The organism is Paenibacillus sp. FSL R5-0345 (assembly GCF_000758585.1).
Taxonomy (GTDB): domain Bacteria; phylum Bacillota; class Bacilli; order Paenibacillales; family Paenibacillaceae; genus Paenibacillus_AQ.
Window position 1 is genome coordinate 4,567,311 of sequence record NZ_CP009281.1, and the last position, 21,475, is coordinate 4,588,785.

Here is a 21,475-nt window from a genome sequence, read left to right on the forward strand (position 1 = left end):
ACTTCTTCTCCCCTAACCTTCGTTTTCGGATTTGCGCCGTGTAAAGAGACGGATTGGCGTTCCCTCGAAATTAAACGCCGCACGGATTTTATTCTCCAAGTAACGTTCATAGGAGAAGTGCATCAGCGATGGGTCATTCACGAACACCACGATCGTCGGTGGCTTCACCGCAACCTGCGTTACGTAGTTAATACGCAAGCGACGGCCTTTGTCAGTTGGAGGAGGATTAATCGCAATGGCATCCGATACAACATCGTTCACCAGATGCGTAGTAATACGTAGTGCATGCTGTTGTGATACATGCTGCACCACAGGTAGCAGTTTTTGCAGGCGTTGTTTAGTCAAAGCCGACAAGAAGACAACCGGTGCATAACTCATAAACAAGAAATGGTCACGAATCTTAGTCTCGAAGTTTTGCATAGTCTTGTCGTCTTTCTCAATAGCATCCCATTTGTTCACAACAAAAATTGATGCCTTACCTGCTTCATGTGCATAACCAGCAATATGCTTGTCCTGATCGATGATACCCTCTTCACCGTTAATAACAACGAGGACCACATCAGCCCGTTCAATGGCACGCATAGCACGCATAACACTGTATTTCTCAATGTTCTCATATACTTTACCTTTTTTGCGCATACCCGCAGTATCGATAAGTACATAACGTTGTCCATCACGTTCAAATGGTGTATCAATAGCATCTCGAGTAGTGCCTGCAATATCACTAACGATAACGCGTTCTTCACCCAGAATCGCATTAACCAAAGATGATTTACCTACATTCGGACGGCCAATCAATGCAACACGAATGACATCATCATCGTATTCATCATCTATTTTTTCTGGCAGACGTTCTACTACAGCGTCCAACAAATCACCGAGTCCTGTACCATGACTACCGGAAATCCCGATCGGATCTCCAAAGCCTAGGCTATAGAACTCATAAATATCATCTGCACGCTTCATATTGTCCACTTTATTGATGGCAAGAACGATTGGTTTACCTGAACGGAACAGAATCTGAGCTACCTCTTCATCTGAATTCGTCACACCGCTCTTCGCCTCACACATAAATACAATAACATCCGCTTCTTCAATCGCCAGCTCCGCTTGTACGCGGATTGATTTTAGAATCGTGTCATCTCCATCAATTTCAATACCACCGGTATCAATCACACTGAACGACTTACCGTTCCAATCTGAAATACCATAAATCCGGTCACGTGTAATCCCCGGTTTATCTTCTACAATGGCCATTCTATCGCCAATCAGCCGATTAAAAATCGTCGATTTCCCGACGTTAGGCCTCCCAACGATTGCCACAACGGGTCTTGCCATATTCATTCCTCCTGTCATCCTTACGATACTCATCATAGCAAAAAACATTAAAATTGGCTAACACTCATGTTAGCTTTAATAAATCTTTCTGTTACCGGAAAAAGAGAATCGGCGAACCCCCGTATCGAGGGCTCGCCGATTACTTTACCCGTATATTCAAAAAGCAGGATTAGTTATTACCTTTGAATTTGTCCAACTTGTCACCAAAACGTTCAGCAAGCGTAAAGCTAAGGCCTTCGTTGCTTAGAGAAACGTTAGGGTTGTTCAATACTTCTTTAGGAGCTCTGTCTCTGCTGTTGCTGCGTTCAGGTCTAGCAGTAGGTGCTGGAGCTTCTTCTGTTTCTTTGATGCTTAGGCTAACACGTTTCTCGGATGGGTTGAAGTCGAGTACTTTCACTTGAACTTCTTGTCCTTCTTTCAATACTTCGTGTGGAGTAGCAATGTGTTTGTGGGAGATTTGCGAAATGTGCACAAGACCTTCCACCCCTGGAAGCAATTCAACGAATGCTCCGAAGTTCACAAGACGTTTTACAACGCCTGTTACAACATCACCGATGTTAATTTCGCCAGCAGCAGAGTCCCAAGGACCTGGAGCAGCAGTTTTGATACTCAAGCTGATTTTTCCTTTTTCAGGATCAACCTTAAGTACTTTAACACGTACTTTATCACCTTCGGAAACTACATCAGAAGGTTTCTCTACGTGATTCCAAGCGATTTCGGATACGTGTACAAGACCATCAACTCCACCAACATCAACAAATGCGCCGAATTGAGTTAGACGTTGTACAGTACCTTCAATGATTTGACCTTCAGACAGTTCAGCCATAATTTTGAGCTTGTTGGCTTCGAACTCTTCTTCAAGGACTTCTTTAGCGGACAGGATTACTTTGCTGTTCTCACGGTCAAGTTCTTTCACTTTAACGCGCAGGGTACGGCCTTTGTAATCACTGAAATCTTCAACGAAATGACGCTCAACCATAGAAGCAGGGATAAATCCACGTGCTCCAACATCAGCAACTAGACCGCCTTTAACAACGTCAGCTACAGTAACTTCGAAAGCTTCTTGGGAAGCAAAGTATTTCTCAAGATCTTCCCATGATTTTTCGCTATCAACAGCACGTTTGGAAAGAACAAGGCTTTCTTTGTTGTCGTTGATGCTAACAACTTTACATTCTACTTCCTGTCCAACTTCTACTGCTGCTGCAGCGTTGTCCAGTTGTACTGCGGACAATTCGCGAATCGGAATCACGCCGTCGTATTTATATCCAATGCTTACATAAGCTTGGTTATCTTCGATTTTGACGATTGTTCCTTTCACGGTATCGCCTTTTTTCAAAGAAATGATTTCCAAGTCAGCTTGGTTAGTCACTTCTTCTTCGTTAACGGCAGCAACTTCTTCTACAGCTCCGTTATTTTCTGTCACAGCGGATTCCACCGCTTCTACGGTTTCATTACTCTCCGTAGTTTCCTGATTTTTAATTTCTTCAGACATGTGATTAGCCTCCTCGATTCAAAACCCCATTTATTTAAACCTGCGTATAGCAGAGTTCAAAACAAGCACTGCTTGGCATTACAAATTACACTTGAAGATAGTATGTTCCAAAAAATAGCGACTATGCCGTTATTTAATCGTAGTACTGGACGAAATTTATTATTTCGTTTATCCCTTAACTAACAGTTGGTATACCCGACTTCTTCATCTCGTTGATGCGTTCCATAATGACATCGGTAACAGCCTCGAGAGATTCACTTCCTGCACCGGCAAATTGACTGAGATCTATAGGAGCCCCATAGACAACAACCATCCGTCGAAAGGGTTTGTACTCACCGACAATAGCAGCTGGAACAACTGCAGCACCGCTTCGAAGTGCGAAGCTTGCAGCCCCTTTCTTGGCAACTCCGGCGTCAGAGTTACGCGTACCCTCCGGGAAGATACCCATGACATTACCACTACGAAGTGTGTTAAGGGCCGTTTTAATGGATTCTTTGCTTACGCCACCACGTTTGACCGGAAAAGCGCCCAATTTGTTAATGAGCCAGCCAAGCACAGGAACCTCAAACAGTTCTGCCTTAGCCATATACTTTACCTGACGGTCTAGCTTAATCCCAATAGTCATCGGATCTAGCAAACTAATATGGTTGGCACAGAGCAGCACCCCGCCCTCCTTTGGCACATTCTCTTCCCCCACAATCTTAAGCGGGAAAACAATTGCGTAAATCAAGCGAAGCAATCCTCGGCAAAATACATAAATCATAAATGATTTCTCTCCCCGTCAACATGAGATCTGCAATGGGATACAATGGCCTCAACGACTTGATTGATATCCATATAGGTCGTGTCCAGAAGAATTGCATCTTCCGCACGGCGCAGCGGTGAAATCTCCCGTCCTTCATCCAGACGATCTCGCTGTGCAATATCATGTTCAAGCTGCTGAAGTGTCACCGATTCCGCGTCTCTCAATTCCTTATAACGACGGAGAGCTCTTTCTTCCACACTTGCCGTCATAAAAATCTTTACTTCGGCATCGGGCAGCACGGTTGTACCGATATCGCGGCCATCCATTACAACGCCTTTGCGAAGCGCCATCTGACGCTGCAAATGACTGAGTCTGGACCTTACACCTTCGATCTTCGAATACTGCGACACAAGGCCGCTAACCTGAAGACTCCGAATATGCGGCGTTACGTCTTCCCCATTAATCAGCACCTTTTGGATGTCTTTTTCCGGTATAAGCTCAATAACCATGTCGCGAACCTTCTGGTTCACTTGATTCTGATCTTCCGGCTCTATGCCTTCACGGATCATATACCAGGTGATTGCCCGGTACATTGCGCCTGTGTCGACATAAATATAAGACAGCTTCTGGGCTACCAATCGGGCTACAGTACTCTTGCCTGCCCCGGCAGGTCCGTCGATGGCGACGTTAATTCTGTCGTAAGTATGTGTACCCTGCCTATCCAACGGGGCATTCCTCCTCAAACACTCTTTCATAAGAAAAGCATCTAGCGATGTCAAGTTCGTTCCTGCAATATCAAGAAGCACATACAATTGGATATGCTTGATGATATTATCAAGAAAAAAGCAGGCATTGCCTGCGACTTATAAAATTATACCACAGTTTATACGTCAGTGCAAAATCAGAACGCTTAATAGAGCTTAGAAAAATGCCTATCGGTTGCGGAAATCAAACTGACGTTCAAAGCAATAACGTATTATTTTCTGACGCTCATTATCTGTAATAGCCACAAATTTCACCATGGCCAATTGACGCCCATTTTCAAGCTTTTTAATTCGCACCACTTCACCCTCAAAATCCACATGCTCAATACTACCGTTTCTATACGGCACTAGAACCCAGCAGGACAATTTCGCCCCCACATCGAGCTTCACCTGGTTATCCACCAAGAAAGAGGTTCCTCCTCCACCAATATCATCTGTACGTACAAGGAATCTTTTACCAAGGTTATCCTTCACAGCTAATTCAAGATCTGCATTCACTCGAAAAAAGCTCCGTCTCTGAATTTTGAAAATTGAATCCGCCTCTGGTTTTTGGATCCGTACCATACGAATTACATCTTCTTTAAACCCGAGAACATGAGTATTAAAGTAATTCTTAATGCCGCCCTCAGTTATAAAGTAAACCGAAAGCTCGTCCCCCATAAAAAGTCGTTTTAGACGACCGTTACTCTCCTGCATAGGGATTTCAATCAGAAACGCGTCGTTTTCTGTCTCTGCAATTCTCGATCTATATTCAACTTCTGCTTCAGCAGCGTCACTGGAAGCAACCTGTATGTATAGATATTCATTAATTTTAGGATACAAAGATGTCACCGCCAAATCAGTATAGTTAACAATGATTATAGCATGGGAATATCACCCAATGAGATAAATATTATTTGAACTTAAAAATAAAACAGGGCTCATCCATAATATGGATAAGCCCTGTTCTTTCACTTTTGTTCAACTCCCGAAGAAGCTCTGATTTCTTCCACAGACTCTTCAATGCCATCATCCGCATTAAGATAAATACGATACTGAGTACCATTCACCTCTCCGCCAAATTCGTAAGTCAAGACTTCTACGGAGTCCTCATTTTTAATCCAAGCCATGCGATGATAGTTCTCCTTGAAATCCGAATTCAGGAATTTCTTTGCTTCCGCAAGGGAGAGCTTAGGCTTTGGAATCTTACGATTGTCCTTATGTTCATTGACATATTCGCTAGCCTCAAATCCAACCGTTGTCCCAGTATCAAGTCCTATGCGAATCGTCATTTTCTCAGGATAAATCAACACATCGTTCTGGCTGGTTACAAAGGTTAAATTCCCAATATTATCATAACGGTCAGCGTTCACCGCAGTCATATGAGGATATCCCTTTTTCTTAAGAAACTGCTCTGCCTTGGTAACCGCCTCTTCTAAAGATACCTTAGCTGGACCAATCTCACGGTTATCATAATAAGAGATCAGCAAACCACCATTTTTGGTGAAATCCATACTGATAATCTGCTTATTATTCGAACCGCTGACAGTAGCCGTATAGGAAGGCCAATCCGTATTTTTTCCGTTTTCTTTCACATCTACCTTAGCATTGGAGCCTGCATTTGCAAACTTAATGGCTTTACGTTTGATATCTTCAACTGAAACAGGGGTGCCCCCCAGCATTTTTACAGAACGTTTATCGTAAATGCTTGCAACTGAAGGACCCCAATCCAGTTCAGGGTAACCTTCGACACGTTTGTCCACCGACTTGAAGCCGTCAATAATCGAATTATCCTCTGCCTTTTTCTCTGTAGCCAGTGCGGTTTCGACATCCATCCAGCGCAGGCGGCTACCGATCACTTTATTCTGAACATCTTGCAAATCTTTAGAGATTTCTCCAGAACTCTTATACAATGCTTTTAAATTGCTCAATTCGCCATCTGTCAAAGGCTTCTTAGTGAAATCACGAATCCCGGCTTTATAAGAAAAGTTAGAGATTTTGGACAGAAACTCCTCCGTTTTGCTAAATGGCAGTAATGTGAGCGGCAACTGATTAATTTCATTTTGCGCTTCACTGGTCATCCGCCACACATTAACAAGTCCTTTGCGGTGCATCCCGTTAGAAGCGGAGTTAACAGCTAGTGTGTTCCCGAGCTCTCCATGAAGACGTTCCACATGGTAAGACAAATCATGAAAGGCACGCTGATATTGGTTCTCCGCCTTAATTAGAATCGCATTCTTCTCCTGATTCTCCTGATAACCCCACACGAGCGCTCCAATTAACAGCAGCGCAGTCAGGGGGAACATTACAGCACTTAATCTTTTGTACATAGGGCTACAAGACTCCTTTCGATAGCTTATTGGCGTTAGTTTGACAATAAACTGGGAGTCTTATGCACCCGTCTGTAACACAATGTGACTAAAGTGTATGAACAAAGCTAATTCCTTCAAAATTTCATATCATAGCACTTAAGCTCTCTCTTCAATCTCAAAGCCACTGCTATTACTGCAAAGGCATTGCTTAAAGCCGGTCTGAATAACACCCTGCTCTTTTATCCCTCTTAATATGTAGGTCTCACCGCATTGTTTGCAAAGTATACGGACTTTTATACGCAAAAAAAGACACCTCTCTCCTCTCTGGAATTCCCCGCTAAGGAACAATCCTTTGAATATAAGTGTGTCCATCTCGATTATAGGTTAACCTCTTCTTCTCGTTTCAGAAAGCGGAAAGGGGATCGGCTATTAGCCCTATCCACTTTCCCCATTCCTCCGTACCAGAGAATAGCCATCAGAGGAACAATAAACCATATCCAGTAGTTAGCTGTCGTACTCAAAATAAAGTCATAAATCCCATGCCACAGCCATGGCAACAAGATAGAGATCAACAGAATCCCTTTTGTTTTAGCCCCTTTTGAGAACTTGGCTCTCCCTAAGTGATATCCCATGATCACACCAAACATAGCGTGTCCAGAAACCGGAAGCAGCGCTCTCAGGAACATGGAACCGATTGATGCATTGCTATACCAAGCATACATTATATTTTCTATTGTTGCGAAGCCGAGCGAAATCGCTACGGCGTATAGTATCCCATCATATGGCTCGTCAAATTCGGTGTGATTGTAAATCATATGGTAAAGCACAAACCATTTTAGACATTCTTCCACGCCAGCGGATATGAGAAACGACTCCACATAAGGACCGCCATTCAGCCCCAGCATTAGTCCTCTCTGAATGATCATAACAGGGAATACAATCAGAAGGCCTAGCAGGAACACCTTAATAACGATATGAAGCGGTTCTTGATCATACTTGTCTTTCAGATAAAAAAAGGTCAGCAGAGCAAGTCCCGGCGCTACTGCCGACGAAATAACCGATAACACGAGCACCGAATAACCTCCCTATATCCCTAGCGCCTTATTCTGCTGATTACAGCAAGGCAGATAACAGCTTTAATTCAAGAATGACCGCCACACCATCAAGAACAAGACTAGGGCTAATCAGCCAAGCATAAACGCCTTTGGCGTCCTTATAAGGACGGTAAGCGTTTATGCGAGAAATATAAGGATAGAGTATAGTGTGAAACTTATACTTTCTTATATTTCAAAATGATGCTCATCAGCCCTATCATGCTAATTAATCCTGACGCTTAAAATGAGTGCACAACAACTGGACTGCATTCTCCGACATTACTGTCTTCCCGTATTCGTCGAGAACAGCTTCTGTAACCGGTGAGGAATCTCCAAACTCGGCAAGTACGCCAACAAGACCTGACAACGCCGTTTCTTCAAATTCCTTTGGATCGAAGTACAGATACCATTTATTGTTATAAGAATACAGTTTCCCCTGGGAAGTAATATTACCGATGAGCACATGAGCGGCTTCAACAAGAACCTCGAAATCGCGGAATGCATATACAATGGAGTCGCTTTGTTCAAGAGTAACTTCCATTTCGTAAATCTCTTCTGGCAATTCTTCTTCCCCGGACGCACCGTACTGATGGTGATCATATTTTCCTCGGGTCACTATAACGACCATGCCTTGCGCGGGCAATGCGAAAACTTCTACGGCAAGCGGACCAGTAGCATCAAAACCTAGTTCACTATATGCTTGATCCATCATCTCCGTAAACAGGTCATGTACCTTGGGAACTTCCTGCCACATGTCTTCCTTCTGGATGCCCCGCTCGCTCAGGTCGTCAAAAGTGAGGAAAATCCGTATCTTATCTTGACTTAATCGCTCTATTCTCATGACAGGATCCTCCTTTTGCAAGCTCATTTATTATAATGTATGATGAGTCCCGAGTAATGAGCCAAAAATGGTTACTATGTATGTATGTTATCATTTTGCAGAGATAAATGCACGAAAATAAATATATAAAATCCTCTAAAACGTTGCCACTACTGAAGAGCCTATTCTACTTCATAAACCATTTTCAAGAGCTTGAATATAAAAAAGAATCATCCTGAGGAATATTTCATCCTCAAAATGATTCTGAAGGAGACCTTTACGGTTACAATCCCGGTATGGCTGTATGCGTATCTTTTAGAATCTGCTCCACTTCGCTCTTCACTTCAGGATTGTTGCGAATGAAATCCTTTAGTAATTTGAGATTGGATTCTTTTGATTTTGCCGGCGATTCCATTTTATGCTCAGAAGTTCCATTGTTCGAGCCATTACTTTGCGCATTATTGCTTGCATTACTGCTTGAAGCAGCAGTGTTACCAAATCCTGTCGTAGCCATACCAATTATTTTTTCTTTTGCTTTATCTGCGGCCCCGCTCATGGAACCACCTGATTGCCCCAGCGAAGACATTAAAGAATTCCGCTTTTTGGACATAATCATACTGGCTGCGGCGCCCATCAGCACCCCGCATAAAAATGACGAAGTATTCATAATCCCAGCCTCCTTGTATGGTAAAATCATGTTTAGTGTTCGCGTAAAGATTCCAGCTCATACAACCTAATCACAAGAAAGCGAGATGAAAAAAGTGGGTAAAATGACATCAGTGCTGCTATTAGCTACCTTGCTGCTGACTTCCTGTAGCAATAGCGGAGGAGATAGCAACAATACTAAGGAAACAACCACAACAAATAATCAGCCCACAGCGGCAGCTACACAGAGCGTAGAAACAGAGGCACCAACAGCGGAAGTTGCAGTCACCCCTACACCTCAAGCAACATTAGAAGGTGAAACTGCAGGAAGTAACACCAATACTGGGGCTGAAGTTCCACTTCAGTACCATATGAACAAAAATTATGATATCGTCCCCAATGAAGAATCAACAAATAAAAAGGTCGTTTTGCTTACTTTCGACGACGGTCCCAAAGATGCGAATATGATTAATCCATTAATGGATATTCTGGACAAGCATCAAGCCAAAGCTATTTTCTTCGTGAACGGTTACCGTGTTAAAGCGCATCCCGAGCTTTTAGAGTTAATTCATAAACGCGGAGGAATTATTGGCAACCATAGCTGGGATCATATTATTCTCAAAGACAAGTCTTATGCAGAGGTTAAAAAGCAAATCGAAGATGTTCAGAGCATTGTTAAGGAGACTATCGGTGAAGCCCCTCACTTTTTCCGCCCTCCACATGGTGCTGGCGGTGATGTCGGCAAAAAGATTGCCGCTGAGAACGGGATGCTATATATGACCTGGTCCAACGGATCTTTAGACTGGGAGATGAAAGAGAAAGAAACTGAAAAAACGGATAAATTGATCAAAAATGTAACGGACCAGTTGCACTCCGGGAGTAATATTCTGATGCATGAACTCCCTTGGACAGTCGAAGCCTTGGATAAGTTGCTTACTACACTTGAAGGCAAAGGCTATAGCTTTGTAGATCCCCGCAGCATTGAGCTTAAGATGCGTTAATTCTGGAATAGAACAAAAAAACAGGTAATCACCTTACGAAGAGGTGATTACCTGTTTTTTTATCACTAACTACTCTTTCTCTTTTCGGAGGGTTAATACATGCATCTCGGCAGGACTCCCCCAGCGGATTGGCAAGTGAGAGGTTCCAAACCCTCTACTGATCAACAGCTTTGCTTCCCTTCCAGTTCCATCCCTTCTGGGCCATTGAAACATTCCCGCATCATATTTATGATAGAAATTTTCTACATGCCTGCGACCCAAAAAAGGAAGTATAACCTGTCCTCCATGCGTATGTCCTGCCAATATCAGATCAGCCGGCACACTTTTCTGTATGGAGAGCCAGAGCGGATCATGAACCAGAATGATCCGACAAGTAACATCTAAAGCATTAGGCATTGTAAGACGCGGAAATGGACGATATGAGGTCTTACCACCCTTTTTCGGAAAATCCACTCCCGTTAACCAAAGAGATGCTCCCTCACGTTCAATACGCACATTTTCATCCATTAACAGCTTTGCACCACTGCCTTTAATAATCTGATCAACCCATGAAATATCAGCTCGATAATCATGATTTCCATGCACTACATAAGTAGGAGCTATAGAGGTGACAAGCGTCATATTATCGGCCAGTCGATCCAGAGGACTATTTTTTTCCGTTAGATCACCGCCTAGTAAAACAACATCTACTTTTCCCTTTAACGGATTCAATAGCGCTGATGGAAGGCGTCTGCGATGGATGTCGGTTATAAATAGGATCCGAAATCCATCAAACACATCAGGGAGAGACTTTAGAATTATTTCCTCGGTAATAATTCTGTTTCTAAAGGCGTTACTCACCATAATCACTGCAATAATTACCCCGATCAGAAGCACAGCCCCGATCAATCCCCATAACCAAACGATCACCATAAAGTTCTCAAAGGCGGCGCCCCTTCGATTCCCCACCAGAGGAGCGCTGCCAGCAATATAACAAAAATGAAGATCAGTGAGTTTACGAACATTTTGCTAAGTCGAACACGTTCTGAAGAATACGTATCCGAACGTGATGGAACAGTTTCTTCTTGCTCTTTGTTCCCACCGTTAGTTCCCTTAGTAGAAGCTGCCGGACGGCGGCGCGCTTTCCTTGATAAAGTTGCCGTTGTTGTCCTCGAATGATTGCTCTTTTTAGGGGCGCCCTCCGATCGCGGATTCGCTTTTTTACTTTTGCCTGGTGTTTTGCCTTCGCCAACACGCTTTTTCTGACGAGACTTCAACCGGCTCAATTCCTCACTCATGATTCCCTCCTGTAGCGGATCACCAGACCAGAGAATAGGTCGATGAAGAAATGACATAGTATAGGTGCCCACAGGCTACCTGATTGAATGTATATATATCCAAGACCATAACTGCTTAAGAATACCCATCCGGTAGGTACAAAGTGACGCAAATAACGAACATGAATAAGTGCGAATAAAATACTCGTCCAATAAGGACCTATGGAATATTGAATCGCTCCTCTGAACAGAAGCTCCTCACATATCGATACCATTGCTGCAATTATAACAATATGCCATACAGGCCGATTTCGAAATAAAAGATCGTTTATCCCACCGTCATCCATACTTTCTTCAGGTACAATATGAGTCAGTAAATAATCAACTACCAGCATTACAGCGGCCAGTCCAAGACCCCATGCCACAAAATGTACGCTTTCTGGAAAAATTAATAGCTGAAACGGATTTCTTTTCTGAAATAATATCCATATCAAACCGATAATTAATGTAAGCCCCTGAGTAATGTAGAGATTGAGGAGCAGAAGACGGTCTGTTAACTGGCCTGGTTCTACTTTTTTTATCTTAATCTCACCAAATTTGAATTTTTTCATCGTGACCTGCCTGTTCTTTAATTTTTTCGGGCAGCTCCGAAAGAGAAACCGTCCATAATGTTGCTATCAATACATAATACATAGGATAATTCCCCCAGAAAAAGGAGCACTAATTATGAGCCAACGTAACTCCCGTACTCAAATGTTATACACCCTATTTTTTTTGTTTTTCCTTATTTGCGCCTTCGCCGCATTTTTTACAGGCGTCAAGGTTGGCGCAGACAAGACGGAAGCTAAATATGAGCAACAAAAGAACAGCAATGGATATGGATTAGAAGAATTCACGGGCTCTTACCAACAGAAGGATCTTGTTACTTTCTATCATAACGTATTTTTGCCTTATCGGGAATTCAAGCAGAATTGGAACACACAAGTGGACAAGCTGGCACGCAGTACAGATGCCCGTATGAACGCAGCAGCTATCAAGAATCTCAGCCTTCTAGCAGATAAGCAATATGAAAGAGTTAACCAGGACTCTATTTTTTCCAACTCTCCATTATTGCATCAATCACAGCTAAACATTCTCAAAAGCTTAACTTTATTCTCCAAAGCTTCTGGTGAAATAAGTGCAAGTGCATCTGGTGCAGAGACGGCAAAATTGCTAAAAAATGATCCTTATACTGCCGGTGCGGTTAAATTCGGATTGCTCGCACAAAAGAACTTTTATGATTCTATGCTAAAATGGGGCTCTAAGACAAACCAGAAAATTCCTTCTGATGCTGGTGAGCTAAAAACAATGTCCTTTATACAGTGGAAAAAAATGCCCCTTCTCCAAAAGAACGCATCTATTGCTGATATCATGTTGAACCGCGGAATTTTTGCAGCCTATGATCCTCAGGACATTACTGCAAAAATAGACGATTTGATTCATTCTGGTACTGCCAGTTCATTAAATCTTACAGATGTCCAGTCCTCTGTTACCCTGCTTATTTCCACAGGTGCTATACAGACAGAGGATTTTATGAAGTGGCGAGAACAGTACTATAGCAAGGAGACGATTCCACAGCTCCCGTTTTTTTATGAGTAGAGCCAGTCATTGAATCATAACGAAAAATGAAGTTCACTTCAAGAAAGCCTACTTTCAAAGCCTATTGACACATTTACATTACCGTGTTACATTATGAAAAAATTAATCAATCAAAAACGATGATGGAACAAAGATTCTGATAGTCTTCAGAGAGCCGGTGGTTGGTGCAAACCGGTGACGAACAGATGTCTTTAGCGCTCCTGAGATATTGTATCGAACCTTAAAGTAGGTACAATCGGATCAACTCCGTTACCAGTGTGGCCTTTGCAGGCCAATGAGGCTGCTTCTTCCAAGTTGCAGTGAATTAGGGTGGTACCACGAAGATAACTCTCGTCCCTTACTACGGCAGTAGTATGGGGGTCGGGAGTTTTTTTAGTTCCTAAACACCTAATTTATACTACCCTTTTGCCCAAAGTTACCGATTCCGCGGCACTTTTGCACGCAATTTCTTTTATGCGACACCGCGTTGATCTACTATTATCGCATGTTTTTCTCTACTAGTTTGTGAAACTTCAGGTATTGTGGATTGCCAATAGGCGTCCTCGACATATAAAGCTTTTCAACTTTAAGGGGGATAAGAAACCATGTTTAAAGTATTAGTATCGGATCCAATCAGTGATTTGGGAATTCAGCAATTGATGGACGCAGAAGATGTAGTTGTTGACAAAAAAACAGGCCTCAGCGAAGACGAACTCATTGCAATTATCGGTGAATACGATGGCTTACTTGTCCGCAGTCAAACTACCGTAACAGACAAAATCATCGAAGCAGGAAAAAATCTAAAAGTAATTGGTCGTGCAGGTGTTGGTGTAGATAATATCAAACTGGATGCTGCAACAAAGCGTGGTATTGTTGTAATCAATGCTCCGGATGGAAATACAATTACGACTTGTGAGCATGCTTTCGCAATGATGATGGCTCTGGCCCGTCACATTCCACAAGCTTATGCAAAAACAATTGGTGGAACCTGGGATAGAAAAACCTTCGTAGGTGTAGAACTTCGCGGAAAAACCTTGGGTGTACTCGGAATGGGCAGAATCGGTAGCGAAGTGGCTAAACGTGCCAAAGCTTTTGGTATGGAAATTCTTGCTTTTGATCCTTTCCTAACCGCTGAACGTGCTGAAAAGATGGAAGTTAAATTAGCTTCCGTAGACGATGTTGTACGCGGAGCAGACTTCATTACTGTGCACACTCCACTAACTCCGGAAACACGCCATATGATTTCTCGCCCACAATTCGAAGTGATGAAAAAAGGAATGCGTATCATCAACTGTGCCCGTGGTGGTGTTATTGATGAAATGGCGTTAGTAGAGGCAATTGATAGCGGTATTGTCGCAGGCGCTGCATTTGATGTATTCGAAAAAGAGCCGCCTCAAGCAGATCACCCCTTCTTGTCGCATCCAAAAATCATCGTGACTCCTCACTTGGGCGCTTCTACAATTGAAGCTCAGGAAAATGTGGCGATCGATGTTTCGGAGCAAGTATTGCATATTCTGCGTAATGAACCGTTCATTAACGCTGTCAATATTCCTCCGGTGGCTCCAAGTGTAATGAACAAGCTTCAACCTTACTTCACGCTTGGAGAAAAATTGGGCAGCTTTGTTACCCAAATCGCAGCTGCTGCTATCCGTGAGATCCATGTTGAATACGCTGGGGATCTTTCAGATGTAGATACCCAACCCCTAACCCGTTACATCGTAAAAGGTGTGCTCTCCCGTCACTTTGCAGAGGACGTTAATATCGTAAACTCGATGCATTTGGCGAAAACACGCGACGTGAACGTAGTAATAACTAAAGCTTCCAAAACTAAGGGCTTTACCAATCTAATTACCGTTACTCTAAAAGCTGATCATGACCAAGAGTATCTTGTTGCCGGCACATTGTTGCAAGGTTATGGAGAACGGATTGTTCAAGTAAATAAGTTCCCGGTTGATATTGCTCCTGAAGGTCATCAAATCTTCGTATCTCATAACGACAAAGTAGGAATTATCGGACTTGTGGGTACATTGCTTGGTGAGAACGATGTTAATATCGCATCCATGCAAGTGGGACGTAAAATTATTGGGGGCGCTGCAATCATGTTGCTGACCGTTGACAAAGCCGTTCCTAAGGATGTCCTAGTGAAACTTGCTGGTTTACCAGAGATTAACACTGCTGAAGAAATCATCCTACTTTAATCTATAACATAAAAAGGTCATTCCAGTATGTACTGGAGTGGCCTTTTTTTGATTTAACGAACCTTTTTCTTCCTATATTATGAATGCAGGGATGGACCTTCCATCGGTATCGGTAAATCCATACTTTTCAGCTAGCTTTCCAACCAGCTGCGGCTCACCGGACATGGACATTACTTCCGGATCAGCGGCCAGTGCAGCCACAGCTCGACCAATATATGTCGTCGATTCACTCATTTTCAGCTCCTCGACCTCTTGCCAATGTTCCTCATCTGTGTTCATGGCTTCTAAAACTGCTTCTGTTCTCATCCATCCGGGTGAAAGTGGAATAACTGCAATACTGTCATCCTTTAACTCCTTCGATAGTCCGAAGGCCATACGTAAAAGTGAATTTTTAGAAAGATCATAATAAAAGTTGCCCAGATATTTATAATGATCCCAAAAGGTTGTATGAATAATTAGACCGCCAGTATTTGCCTTCCGCATGAGGGGAATTGCGTAATAATTCGTGATCAACTGTGCTCTCACCCCTGCATTAAACATATTCTCCCAATGAGCTGTAGATAGCTCCCAAAAAGGCTTCTGCTCGATAGCTAGATCATTGCCTCCCCATACGTTATTCACTAAAATATCGAGCCGCCCCTGCTCTTCAGCGATCTGACGGATCACTGCTTCTGTTTCCTGATCCTTCGTATGGTCACATTGGATTACCGCACCAGATCCTCCACTCTCTTTTATCTCTCTAAGTACGCTATTTATGCTCCCCTTAATTGGTTCAGTGGCAGATACATCTATGGTTCTCCCTGTAATATAGACAAAAGCACCTCTTCTTGCTAATTCTAAAGCGATCCCTCTACCAGCGCCTCTACTGCTCCCCGTAACCAGTGCCACTTTTCCTTTCAATGTCATTCCCCTCAACCCTTTCAGTATGTTTTCAATTTCAGTATTCTGTGATCATTCCCTACGTTTTATAAGTATAGCCTTAATATATGACATCCACTGACATATATAATATAATCAAAATTTAGAATGGTTGAATGGAGCACGTCCAATATTTAATTCGAGAAGGAGTAAATAATAAATGCGAGCCGACCGTTTGTTATCTATATTGCTTCTATTGCAAAAACGTGGAAAAATGACTTCTCGCGAGCTGGCCCAAACACTCGAAGTGTCAGAACGAACGGTGTTTAGAGATATGGAAGCATTGAGTGCTTCAGGCATCCCGATTGTAGCTGAACGAGGGCGTGAAGGAGGTTGGATGCTTACAGAAGGGTACCGAACCTCCTTAACAGGTATGAAGCCACAAGAGATTGGTTCACTGCTTCTGTCCACTGACTCATCTATCATGAAAGATCTGGGGATACAGGACGACTTCTCTTCCGCTGTTCTCAAACTGGAGGCTGCTTCCTCTCATCGAACTAGTAACCCAGCAAATTATCTAAGCCAGCGGATCCATATTGACGGTGCCAGTTGGCATCCTTCGGATGAGACTTATCCGTTCCTTTCTGTACTTCAGAGAGCTCTTTGGGAAGACCGTAAAGTAAAAATCACTTATCTCCGGAACGACGAGACAAAAGTCCGGATGATTGAACCTCTTGGGTTAGTTGCAAAACGAGGAGTTTGGTATGTCGTAGCCAATATAGGGGATGAACTGCGAACCTTTCGTGTGTCCAGATTGATAAACGTAGAAGAGACCAATGAGCGGTTTAACAGGCCTGATGAATTTGATTTAAAACATTATTGGGAAGAGTCCACTACAGCCTTCAAAGCAGCACTGCCAAAATATCCGGTAAAATTAAGGGTTAGAACATCTGTCTTAAAAGAATTGCAACGTGAAAGATTCGTTTCTATCCATATGATAGAGCCATCTAGCAATGCAGAGTGGGTGAACGTAGAAGCCGGATTTAATACGATCGAGTCGGCCTGCCGGATAATCCTTTCTTTTAGTCCCTCGGTTATTGTACTTTCACCGCAAGAACTTTTAGAGATGGTAAAGTCTGCTATCGCAAAAATTTCCGCTATTTATGAGGATTTTTGACACGAAATCTAAAGAACTACTCCGAAAAGAAGATTTATGTCAGTTCTTACTATAGACCAATCACCTTTAAATCCCATATAATAACACCAATACATAATATTAATAAGGAGGACATTATACCAATGAACTGGATGCATAAACTTCCGTTAAAACAAAGAATTGTTGCCGGATGTTACCTCGTTGCCGCACTATTTGCCATTCCTGTTTTAGTTACTTTTATGATCTTAGGCAACATTATTTTGGGTATTGTTCTAATCGTCGTTCTTGCTGCTCTAACCTTCCCAGTGGCCCGCTTTATCGAGAGAACGCTTACATCTTCTTTTGATGACATCGCGAATGTATCTCATAGTATTTCAAAAGGGGATTTTACTAGTAGAGCCGACGAGAACGGGTCTATGGGGGACGTAAGCCGTTCCTTTAATACTATGATTGACAAGCTCAAGAAGATTTTGACAGAAGCATCACAAATCACTCGTCAAGTTATGGATGCAAGCCGTGGAATCGAAGATAAGAATCAGAATTTGAAAATTGTCATGGCACAGGTAGCCTCTTCGTCTAACGAGCTAGCTCTTGGTGCAAATGAAATATCTACGGATATCGCTGAAATGACAGAATCCATTAAAGATATTGAGAATAAAGTATCCAATTATACGAACTCAACAAAAGAAATGAACAGACGTTCAATACATACATTAGAGCTAGTTGAACAAGGACGCCAATCCGTTGATACGCAAGCTGAAGGCATGCGTAAAAACATCCAGGCTACTCAAAAAGTAGCTGACACTATCGAAGCCCTTTCTCAAAATGCTCGCGGAATTACGATGATCACAAAGACCATTACTGAGATCGCTGAACAGACCAACCTGTTATCACTAAATGCTTCCATCGAAGCAGCGCGTGCAGGAGAACATGGTCGAGGATTTGCTGTAGTCGCACAGGAGGTTCGCAAGCTCGCTGAAGAATCAACGGCTTCTACGAAGGAAGTCTTTGGCTTGGTTCGGAGCATCGAAACTGATATTAAACAAGCGATTGATAATATCGCTATCAACGAAGAAGTCGTACAGGTACAGAATGAGATGATCACTCAATCTGCTCATATCTTTGCTCAAATCGTGCAAAGTGTACAGTATATTACCGAGCAGATCTCCTCCTTCTCTGCCGAAAGTGATCTTATGTTGGAAAGTGCATTGAAAATCTCAAGTGCAATCGAGAATATCTCTGCGATCACGCAGCAAACCGCTGCCGGCACCGAAGAAGTATCAGCCGCTATGAATGAACAAATTAATGCCCTGCAGTCCGTTGCAGAAGAAACTGAGAAAATGACTCAGGCTGTATTTAATCTACAGAAGACGATCCATATTTTCAAGTTTTAAGTGACGTCCAAATCATATAAACAAATTCAAAAACTGCTCCTAAGCTTAGACTTAGGAGCAGTTTTTTTATATCTATTATTTCATAGGTTCGACAAGACTTTCGTCAAAATTCGAGTTAATTTGCGATAATATATTGACAAAGAGTGTCTAGGAATATATTGTAAAGGAAAATTCTTCTTATAAATTTCTAAATTAATATTGGCAAAATCTTCGAAAGAGGATGACGCAAAACCATGGATCTACAGCCTCATTTTTAATCTGAGGCCATGACTGCCAGGTTGCTGAAAACCAAGACGACTGGACTTTTGTTCAGTCTCTATGGCGATTTATGCTACCAACCTGTGCCCTATTTTAGAGCACAGGTTTTCTAGTGTTTGGTTTTAAAATAACAATCAACTTGTGAGGTGTATTTTTTGAAGACAGTCGCAGATTACATGTCGGAAGCACTACGGAACCTTGGTGTTACCCATTCCTTTGGTATCATCGGTAAATCCATTTGTCCTATCGTTCTTAAAATGGTAGATTACGGTATTGAATTTATTCCTGGAAGACATGAAAGCAGTTCCGGCTTCGAAGCAGCTGGGTATGCGCTGAAAACTGGAAAAATAGGCGTAGCTTTTGGCACTTCCGGTCCTGGTGGAACAAACCTACTAACTGCAGCAGCACATGCTAAGGCCAACAACCTACCTGTCCTATTTATTACTGGCCATCAATCTATTAAAGAGCTTGGAATTCCCCAATGTCAGGACTCTACCTCTTTTCTAGCTGATTTAGCTGATATGTTTAGACCTGCCACCTTATATAGCAAGCTTATTGAACGTGGAGATCACTTTAGCACAATCTTTAATCATGCCATATCCATTGCTTTGAGCGGTAATCGTGGTCCCGTTCACCTTTGTATTCCCTTTGATGTACAAACGGAATTGCTAGAGGAATGTAATATTGTAATCCCTGAACGCGAATCACTGGTCAGCCATGCTAATATCGACCGTGTACTTGATGCTATAAATAACTCAAAGAATCCAATAATTATCGCGGGTAAAGGCGTTAACCGCTCAGGAGCACATAGTGAGCTAATTCAATTAGCAGAAACATTTAATATTCCTGTAGTTACATCTCCAGGTGGTAAAGGAGCTATAGCTTGGGATCATCCACTCTATCACGGTCCAATTGGAGTAGGCGGTTGTACCCATGGGGATGACTTGCTGAATCAAAGTGATCTATTTATCGTTCTCGGGTCACGTTTAAGCGATATGACTATTTGTAATCTTAAAAAGGAAAATCATCCTGCAACATTAATTCAGTTTGATAGCGATCCGACTTTTGTCGGAAAAATATTGTTCTCTAAAACGATTCCAGTGACTGGAGATCTACGTGACAATCTAGTTTGCTATCTCAATAATATTGACACGAACAACATCACAAAACGCGAAGCACCGACAAATTCCGATTATACCGAAGAGCCTCCGATTTTACCAAACCTTTCACTTGCATCGGTCTTGAGTACGATGAGTGATTTGATTCCTTATAACAGCACAGTCTTTGTTGATGATGGAAGTCACGGTTTCCATGCTGCGAAATGGTACAAGGTTAAGAAACCTGGCAGTTTTGTATTCGATGCTTACTTTGCTTGTATGGGTAATTCCATCGGGATGGCAATTGGCGCAAAGGTTGCTGCACCAGAAGAAACGATCTTCTGCATTACAGGAGACGGCTGCTTTATGATGCTAGGCGCAGAGATTAACGCTGCTGTCTGCAAGGATATTCCTGTCATATTCATTGTTGTGAATAATAAACAGCTAGATATGGCTCTAAAAGGTATGGAAAAAACTACAGGACGTATTGACGGAACGATCTACGAAGTCCCTATGGACGCTGTGAAATTCGCAGAATCATTTGGTGCTACGGGTTACAAATGTGAGACAGCTGAGGAGTTCGAAACAGCTATCAAGGACGCTGTTGCCATCAACCGTGTTGCCGTCATTGAACTGCTAACAGACCGTGATGAGGTCCCTCCGACTGCTCATCGTACTTTGAACCTAAATTAGGAGGTCACTTATGAAAGACAATGTAAACAGTGGTCTTAACCACTTCACGAATCTCTCAGGAGACTACGGAGCTAAGGCACTGGCTCCGATTAAAGAACATTTCCCTGATTTGGCTGAATTTATTATGGGAAATGCCTACGGCGATATTTTTCAACGCAACACAATCGAAGCTGACTGGAAGGAAATCGCAGTTATCTCTGCCCTGATTTCGATGGGTCAGTTTGATCAATTGGGTGTTCATTATGTCATGGCTCTTCGTGTGGGAGTTACTGTAGAACAACTCAAAGGGATTCTATTACACTTAGTACCCGCAATAGGGGCACCTAGAATCATTACCGCTTTTAATATCCTTCTCGAAACGATTGAAGAAATAAAGTAACTATATGCCGGATGGCAAAATGTAGCATTTGTTATTGAATATTAAATATTGCAACACAAAAAGCGGCAGGCCAAGGATAATCCTTAGCTTGCCGCTTTTTGTGTTAATCTGTGATGGGGACTTTAGGACTCACTGGCAAAGGACAAACCTTTCTCCGTGAGCGCACGCCGTAATTGATTAAGTGCCTTAGGTCCCATCCCGTGTAACTGCAGAAGCTCTGACTCAGTGAGCTTACTGATTTGGTGAATCTCTGTATACCCAGCACCATGGAGTGCTCGAAGCGCAGGCTTGGCCAATCCAGTCGGAAGATCTGATTCTGATCCGCCAAGCATTCCTGCAGGATCAGTTTCTATATTTCTGTTCTTAGACATATGCATCT

Annotated in this window: 21 protein-coding genes, 1 riboswitch and 1 other annotated feature; of the genes, 7 read left to right on the plus strand and 14 right to left on the minus strand. The window is 42.6% G+C overall.

Annotated features, from left to right (window positions below; all coding sequences use genetic code 11):
* Positions 1-12: 12 nt before the first annotated feature.
* The 9 genes from der to R50345_RS20365 all read right to left on the minus strand — a co-directional run bounded on the left by der (position 13) and on the right by R50345_RS20365 (position 9,211).
* Positions 13-1,338, minus strand: a complete 1,326-nt coding sequence (gene der / locus R50345_RS20320; protein WP_042129594.1) for a ribosome biogenesis GTPase Der — start codon at positions 1,336-1,338, stop codon at positions 13-15.
* 169 nt (positions 1,339-1,507) lie between these two features.
* Positions 1,508-2,830: a 30S ribosomal protein S1 gene (rpsA, locus tag R50345_RS20325; RefSeq protein WP_231573840.1), complete on the minus strand. Its 1,323-nt coding sequence runs from the start codon at positions 2,828-2,830 to the stop codon at positions 1,508-1,510.
* Positions 2,831-3,005: 175 nt separating this feature from the next.
* Positions 3,006-3,593 (minus strand): lysophospholipid acyltransferase family protein, encoded by a 588-nt coding sequence (locus tag R50345_RS20330; protein WP_042129595.1) that lies wholly within the window; start codon positions 3,591-3,593, stop codon positions 3,006-3,008.
* The gene (gene cmk, locus R50345_RS20335; RefSeq protein ID WP_231573844.1) at positions 3,590-4,300 is read right to left on the minus strand and encodes a (d)CMP kinase; all 711 of its coding nucleotides are present in this window, start codon (positions 4,298-4,300) and stop codon (positions 3,590-3,592) included. The genes R50345_RS20330 and cmk overlap by 4 nt, the downstream gene beginning before the upstream one ends.
* Before the next feature lie 207 nt (positions 4,301-4,507).
* Positions 4,508-5,161, minus strand: a complete 654-nt coding sequence (locus tag R50345_RS20340; protein ID WP_042129598.1) for a flagellar brake protein — start codon at positions 5,159-5,161, stop codon at positions 4,508-4,510.
* A gap of 128 nt (positions 5,162-5,289) precedes the next feature.
* The gene (gene ypeB, locus R50345_RS20345) at positions 5,290-6,648 is read right to left on the minus strand and encodes a germination protein YpeB (protein ID WP_042129600.1); all 1,359 of its coding nucleotides are present in this window, start codon (positions 6,646-6,648) and stop codon (positions 5,290-5,292) included.
* A 359-nt stretch (positions 6,649-7,007) separates the two neighbouring features.
* Positions 7,008-7,703, minus strand: coding sequence for a glutamic-type intramembrane protease PrsW (prsW, locus tag R50345_RS20355; protein ID WP_042129603.1), 696 nt, complete (start codon positions 7,701-7,703; stop codon positions 7,008-7,010).
* 247 nt (positions 7,704-7,950) lie between these two features.
* Entirely contained in the window at positions 7,951-8,565 is a 615-nt protein-coding gene (locus R50345_RS20360; RefSeq protein ID WP_042129604.1) for a genetic competence negative regulator, read from the minus strand.
* Between the two features lie 262 nt (positions 8,566-8,827).
* Positions 8,828-9,211, minus strand: coding sequence for a hypothetical protein (locus tag R50345_RS20365; RefSeq protein ID WP_042129605.1), 384 nt, complete (start codon positions 9,209-9,211; stop codon positions 8,828-8,830).
* 85 nt (positions 9,212-9,296) lie between these two features.
* Here R50345_RS20365 and R50345_RS20370 point away from each other — a divergent pair, with 85 nt between their 5' ends.
* Entirely contained in the window at positions 9,297-10,190 is an 894-nt protein-coding gene (locus R50345_RS20370; protein ID WP_375103454.1) for a polysaccharide deacetylase family protein, read from the plus strand.
* 69 nt (positions 10,191-10,259) lie between these two features.
* On the opposite strand, the gene R50345_RS20375 is transcribed toward R50345_RS20370, so the two are convergent.
* From R50345_RS20375 to R50345_RS20385, 3 genes are read right to left on the minus strand one after another with little or no spacing between them, the layout of a single operon-like run.
* On the minus strand, positions 10,260-11,102 hold the full coding sequence (locus R50345_RS20375; protein ID WP_052414669.1) for a metallophosphoesterase: 843 nt from the start codon (positions 11,100-11,102) through the stop codon (positions 10,260-10,262).
* Entirely contained in the window at positions 11,096-11,467 is a 372-nt protein-coding gene (locus R50345_RS20380; RefSeq protein WP_042129606.1) for a hypothetical protein, read from the minus strand. Before R50345_RS20380 ends, R50345_RS20375 begins: the two co-directional genes overlap by 7 nt.
* The gene (locus R50345_RS20385; protein ID WP_042129608.1) at positions 11,464-12,057 is read right to left on the minus strand and encodes a CPBP family intramembrane glutamic endopeptidase; all 594 of its coding nucleotides are present in this window, start codon (positions 12,055-12,057) and stop codon (positions 11,464-11,466) included. Before R50345_RS20385 ends, R50345_RS20380 begins: the two co-directional genes overlap by 4 nt.
* Before the next feature lie 115 nt (positions 12,058-12,172).
* Here R50345_RS20385 and R50345_RS20390 point away from each other — a divergent pair, with 115 nt between their 5' ends.
* Positions 12,173-13,084: a hypothetical protein gene (locus tag R50345_RS20390; RefSeq protein WP_042129609.1), complete on the plus strand. Its 912-nt coding sequence runs from the start codon at positions 12,173-12,175 to the stop codon at positions 13,082-13,084.
* 110 nt (positions 13,085-13,194) lie between these two features.
* Positions 13,195-13,425 (plus strand) — a binding site (T-box leader).
* Between the two features lie 243 nt (positions 13,426-13,668).
* A complete protein-coding gene (gene serA / locus R50345_RS20395; RefSeq protein WP_042129612.1) occupies positions 13,669-15,261 on the plus strand; it encodes a phosphoglycerate dehydrogenase in 1,593 nt (530 codons plus the stop codon).
* 72 nt (positions 15,262-15,333) lie between these two features.
* Here the strand turns inward: serA and R50345_RS20400 are convergent, their stop codons facing one another.
* Positions 15,334-16,167, minus strand: coding sequence for an SDR family NAD(P)-dependent oxidoreductase (locus R50345_RS20400; protein WP_042129615.1), 834 nt, complete (start codon positions 16,165-16,167; stop codon positions 15,334-15,336).
* A 172-nt stretch (positions 16,168-16,339) separates the two neighbouring features.
* Here R50345_RS20400 and R50345_RS20405 point away from each other — a divergent pair, with 172 nt between their 5' ends.
* The 4 genes from R50345_RS20405 (at position 16,340) to R50345_RS20420 (ending at position 21,096) form a co-directional block, all read left to right on the plus strand.
* Positions 16,340-17,296: a helix-turn-helix transcriptional regulator gene (locus R50345_RS20405; protein ID WP_042129616.1), complete on the plus strand. Its 957-nt coding sequence runs from the start codon at positions 16,340-16,342 to the stop codon at positions 17,294-17,296.
* Positions 17,297-17,418: 122 nt separating this feature from the next.
* Entirely contained in the window at positions 17,419-18,669 is a 1,251-nt protein-coding gene (locus tag R50345_RS20410; RefSeq protein ID WP_042129618.1) for a methyl-accepting chemotaxis protein, read from the plus strand.
* Between the two features lie 190 nt (positions 18,670-18,859).
* A riboswitch (cyclic di-GMP riboswitch) is annotated at positions 18,860-18,955 on the plus strand.
* A 118-nt stretch (positions 18,956-19,073) separates the two neighbouring features.
* Entirely contained in the window at positions 19,074-20,717 is a 1,644-nt protein-coding gene (locus tag R50345_RS20415; RefSeq protein ID WP_052414670.1) for a thiamine pyrophosphate-binding protein, read from the plus strand.
* A 10-nt stretch (positions 20,718-20,727) separates the two neighbouring features.
* Positions 20,728-21,096 carry a carboxymuconolactone decarboxylase family protein gene (locus R50345_RS20420; RefSeq protein ID WP_042129622.1) on the plus strand — a complete coding sequence of 123 codons (369 nt, stop codon included), beginning with the start codon at positions 20,728-20,730 and terminating at the stop codon, positions 21,094-21,096.
* A 122-nt stretch (positions 21,097-21,218) separates the two neighbouring features.
* Here the strand turns inward: R50345_RS20420 and R50345_RS20425 are convergent, their stop codons facing one another.
* The gene (locus tag R50345_RS20425; protein WP_231573845.1) at positions 21,219-21,467 is read right to left on the minus strand and encodes a helix-hairpin-helix domain-containing protein; all 249 of its coding nucleotides are present in this window, start codon (positions 21,465-21,467) and stop codon (positions 21,219-21,221) included.
* Between the last annotated feature and the right edge of the window lie 8 nt (positions 21,468-21,475).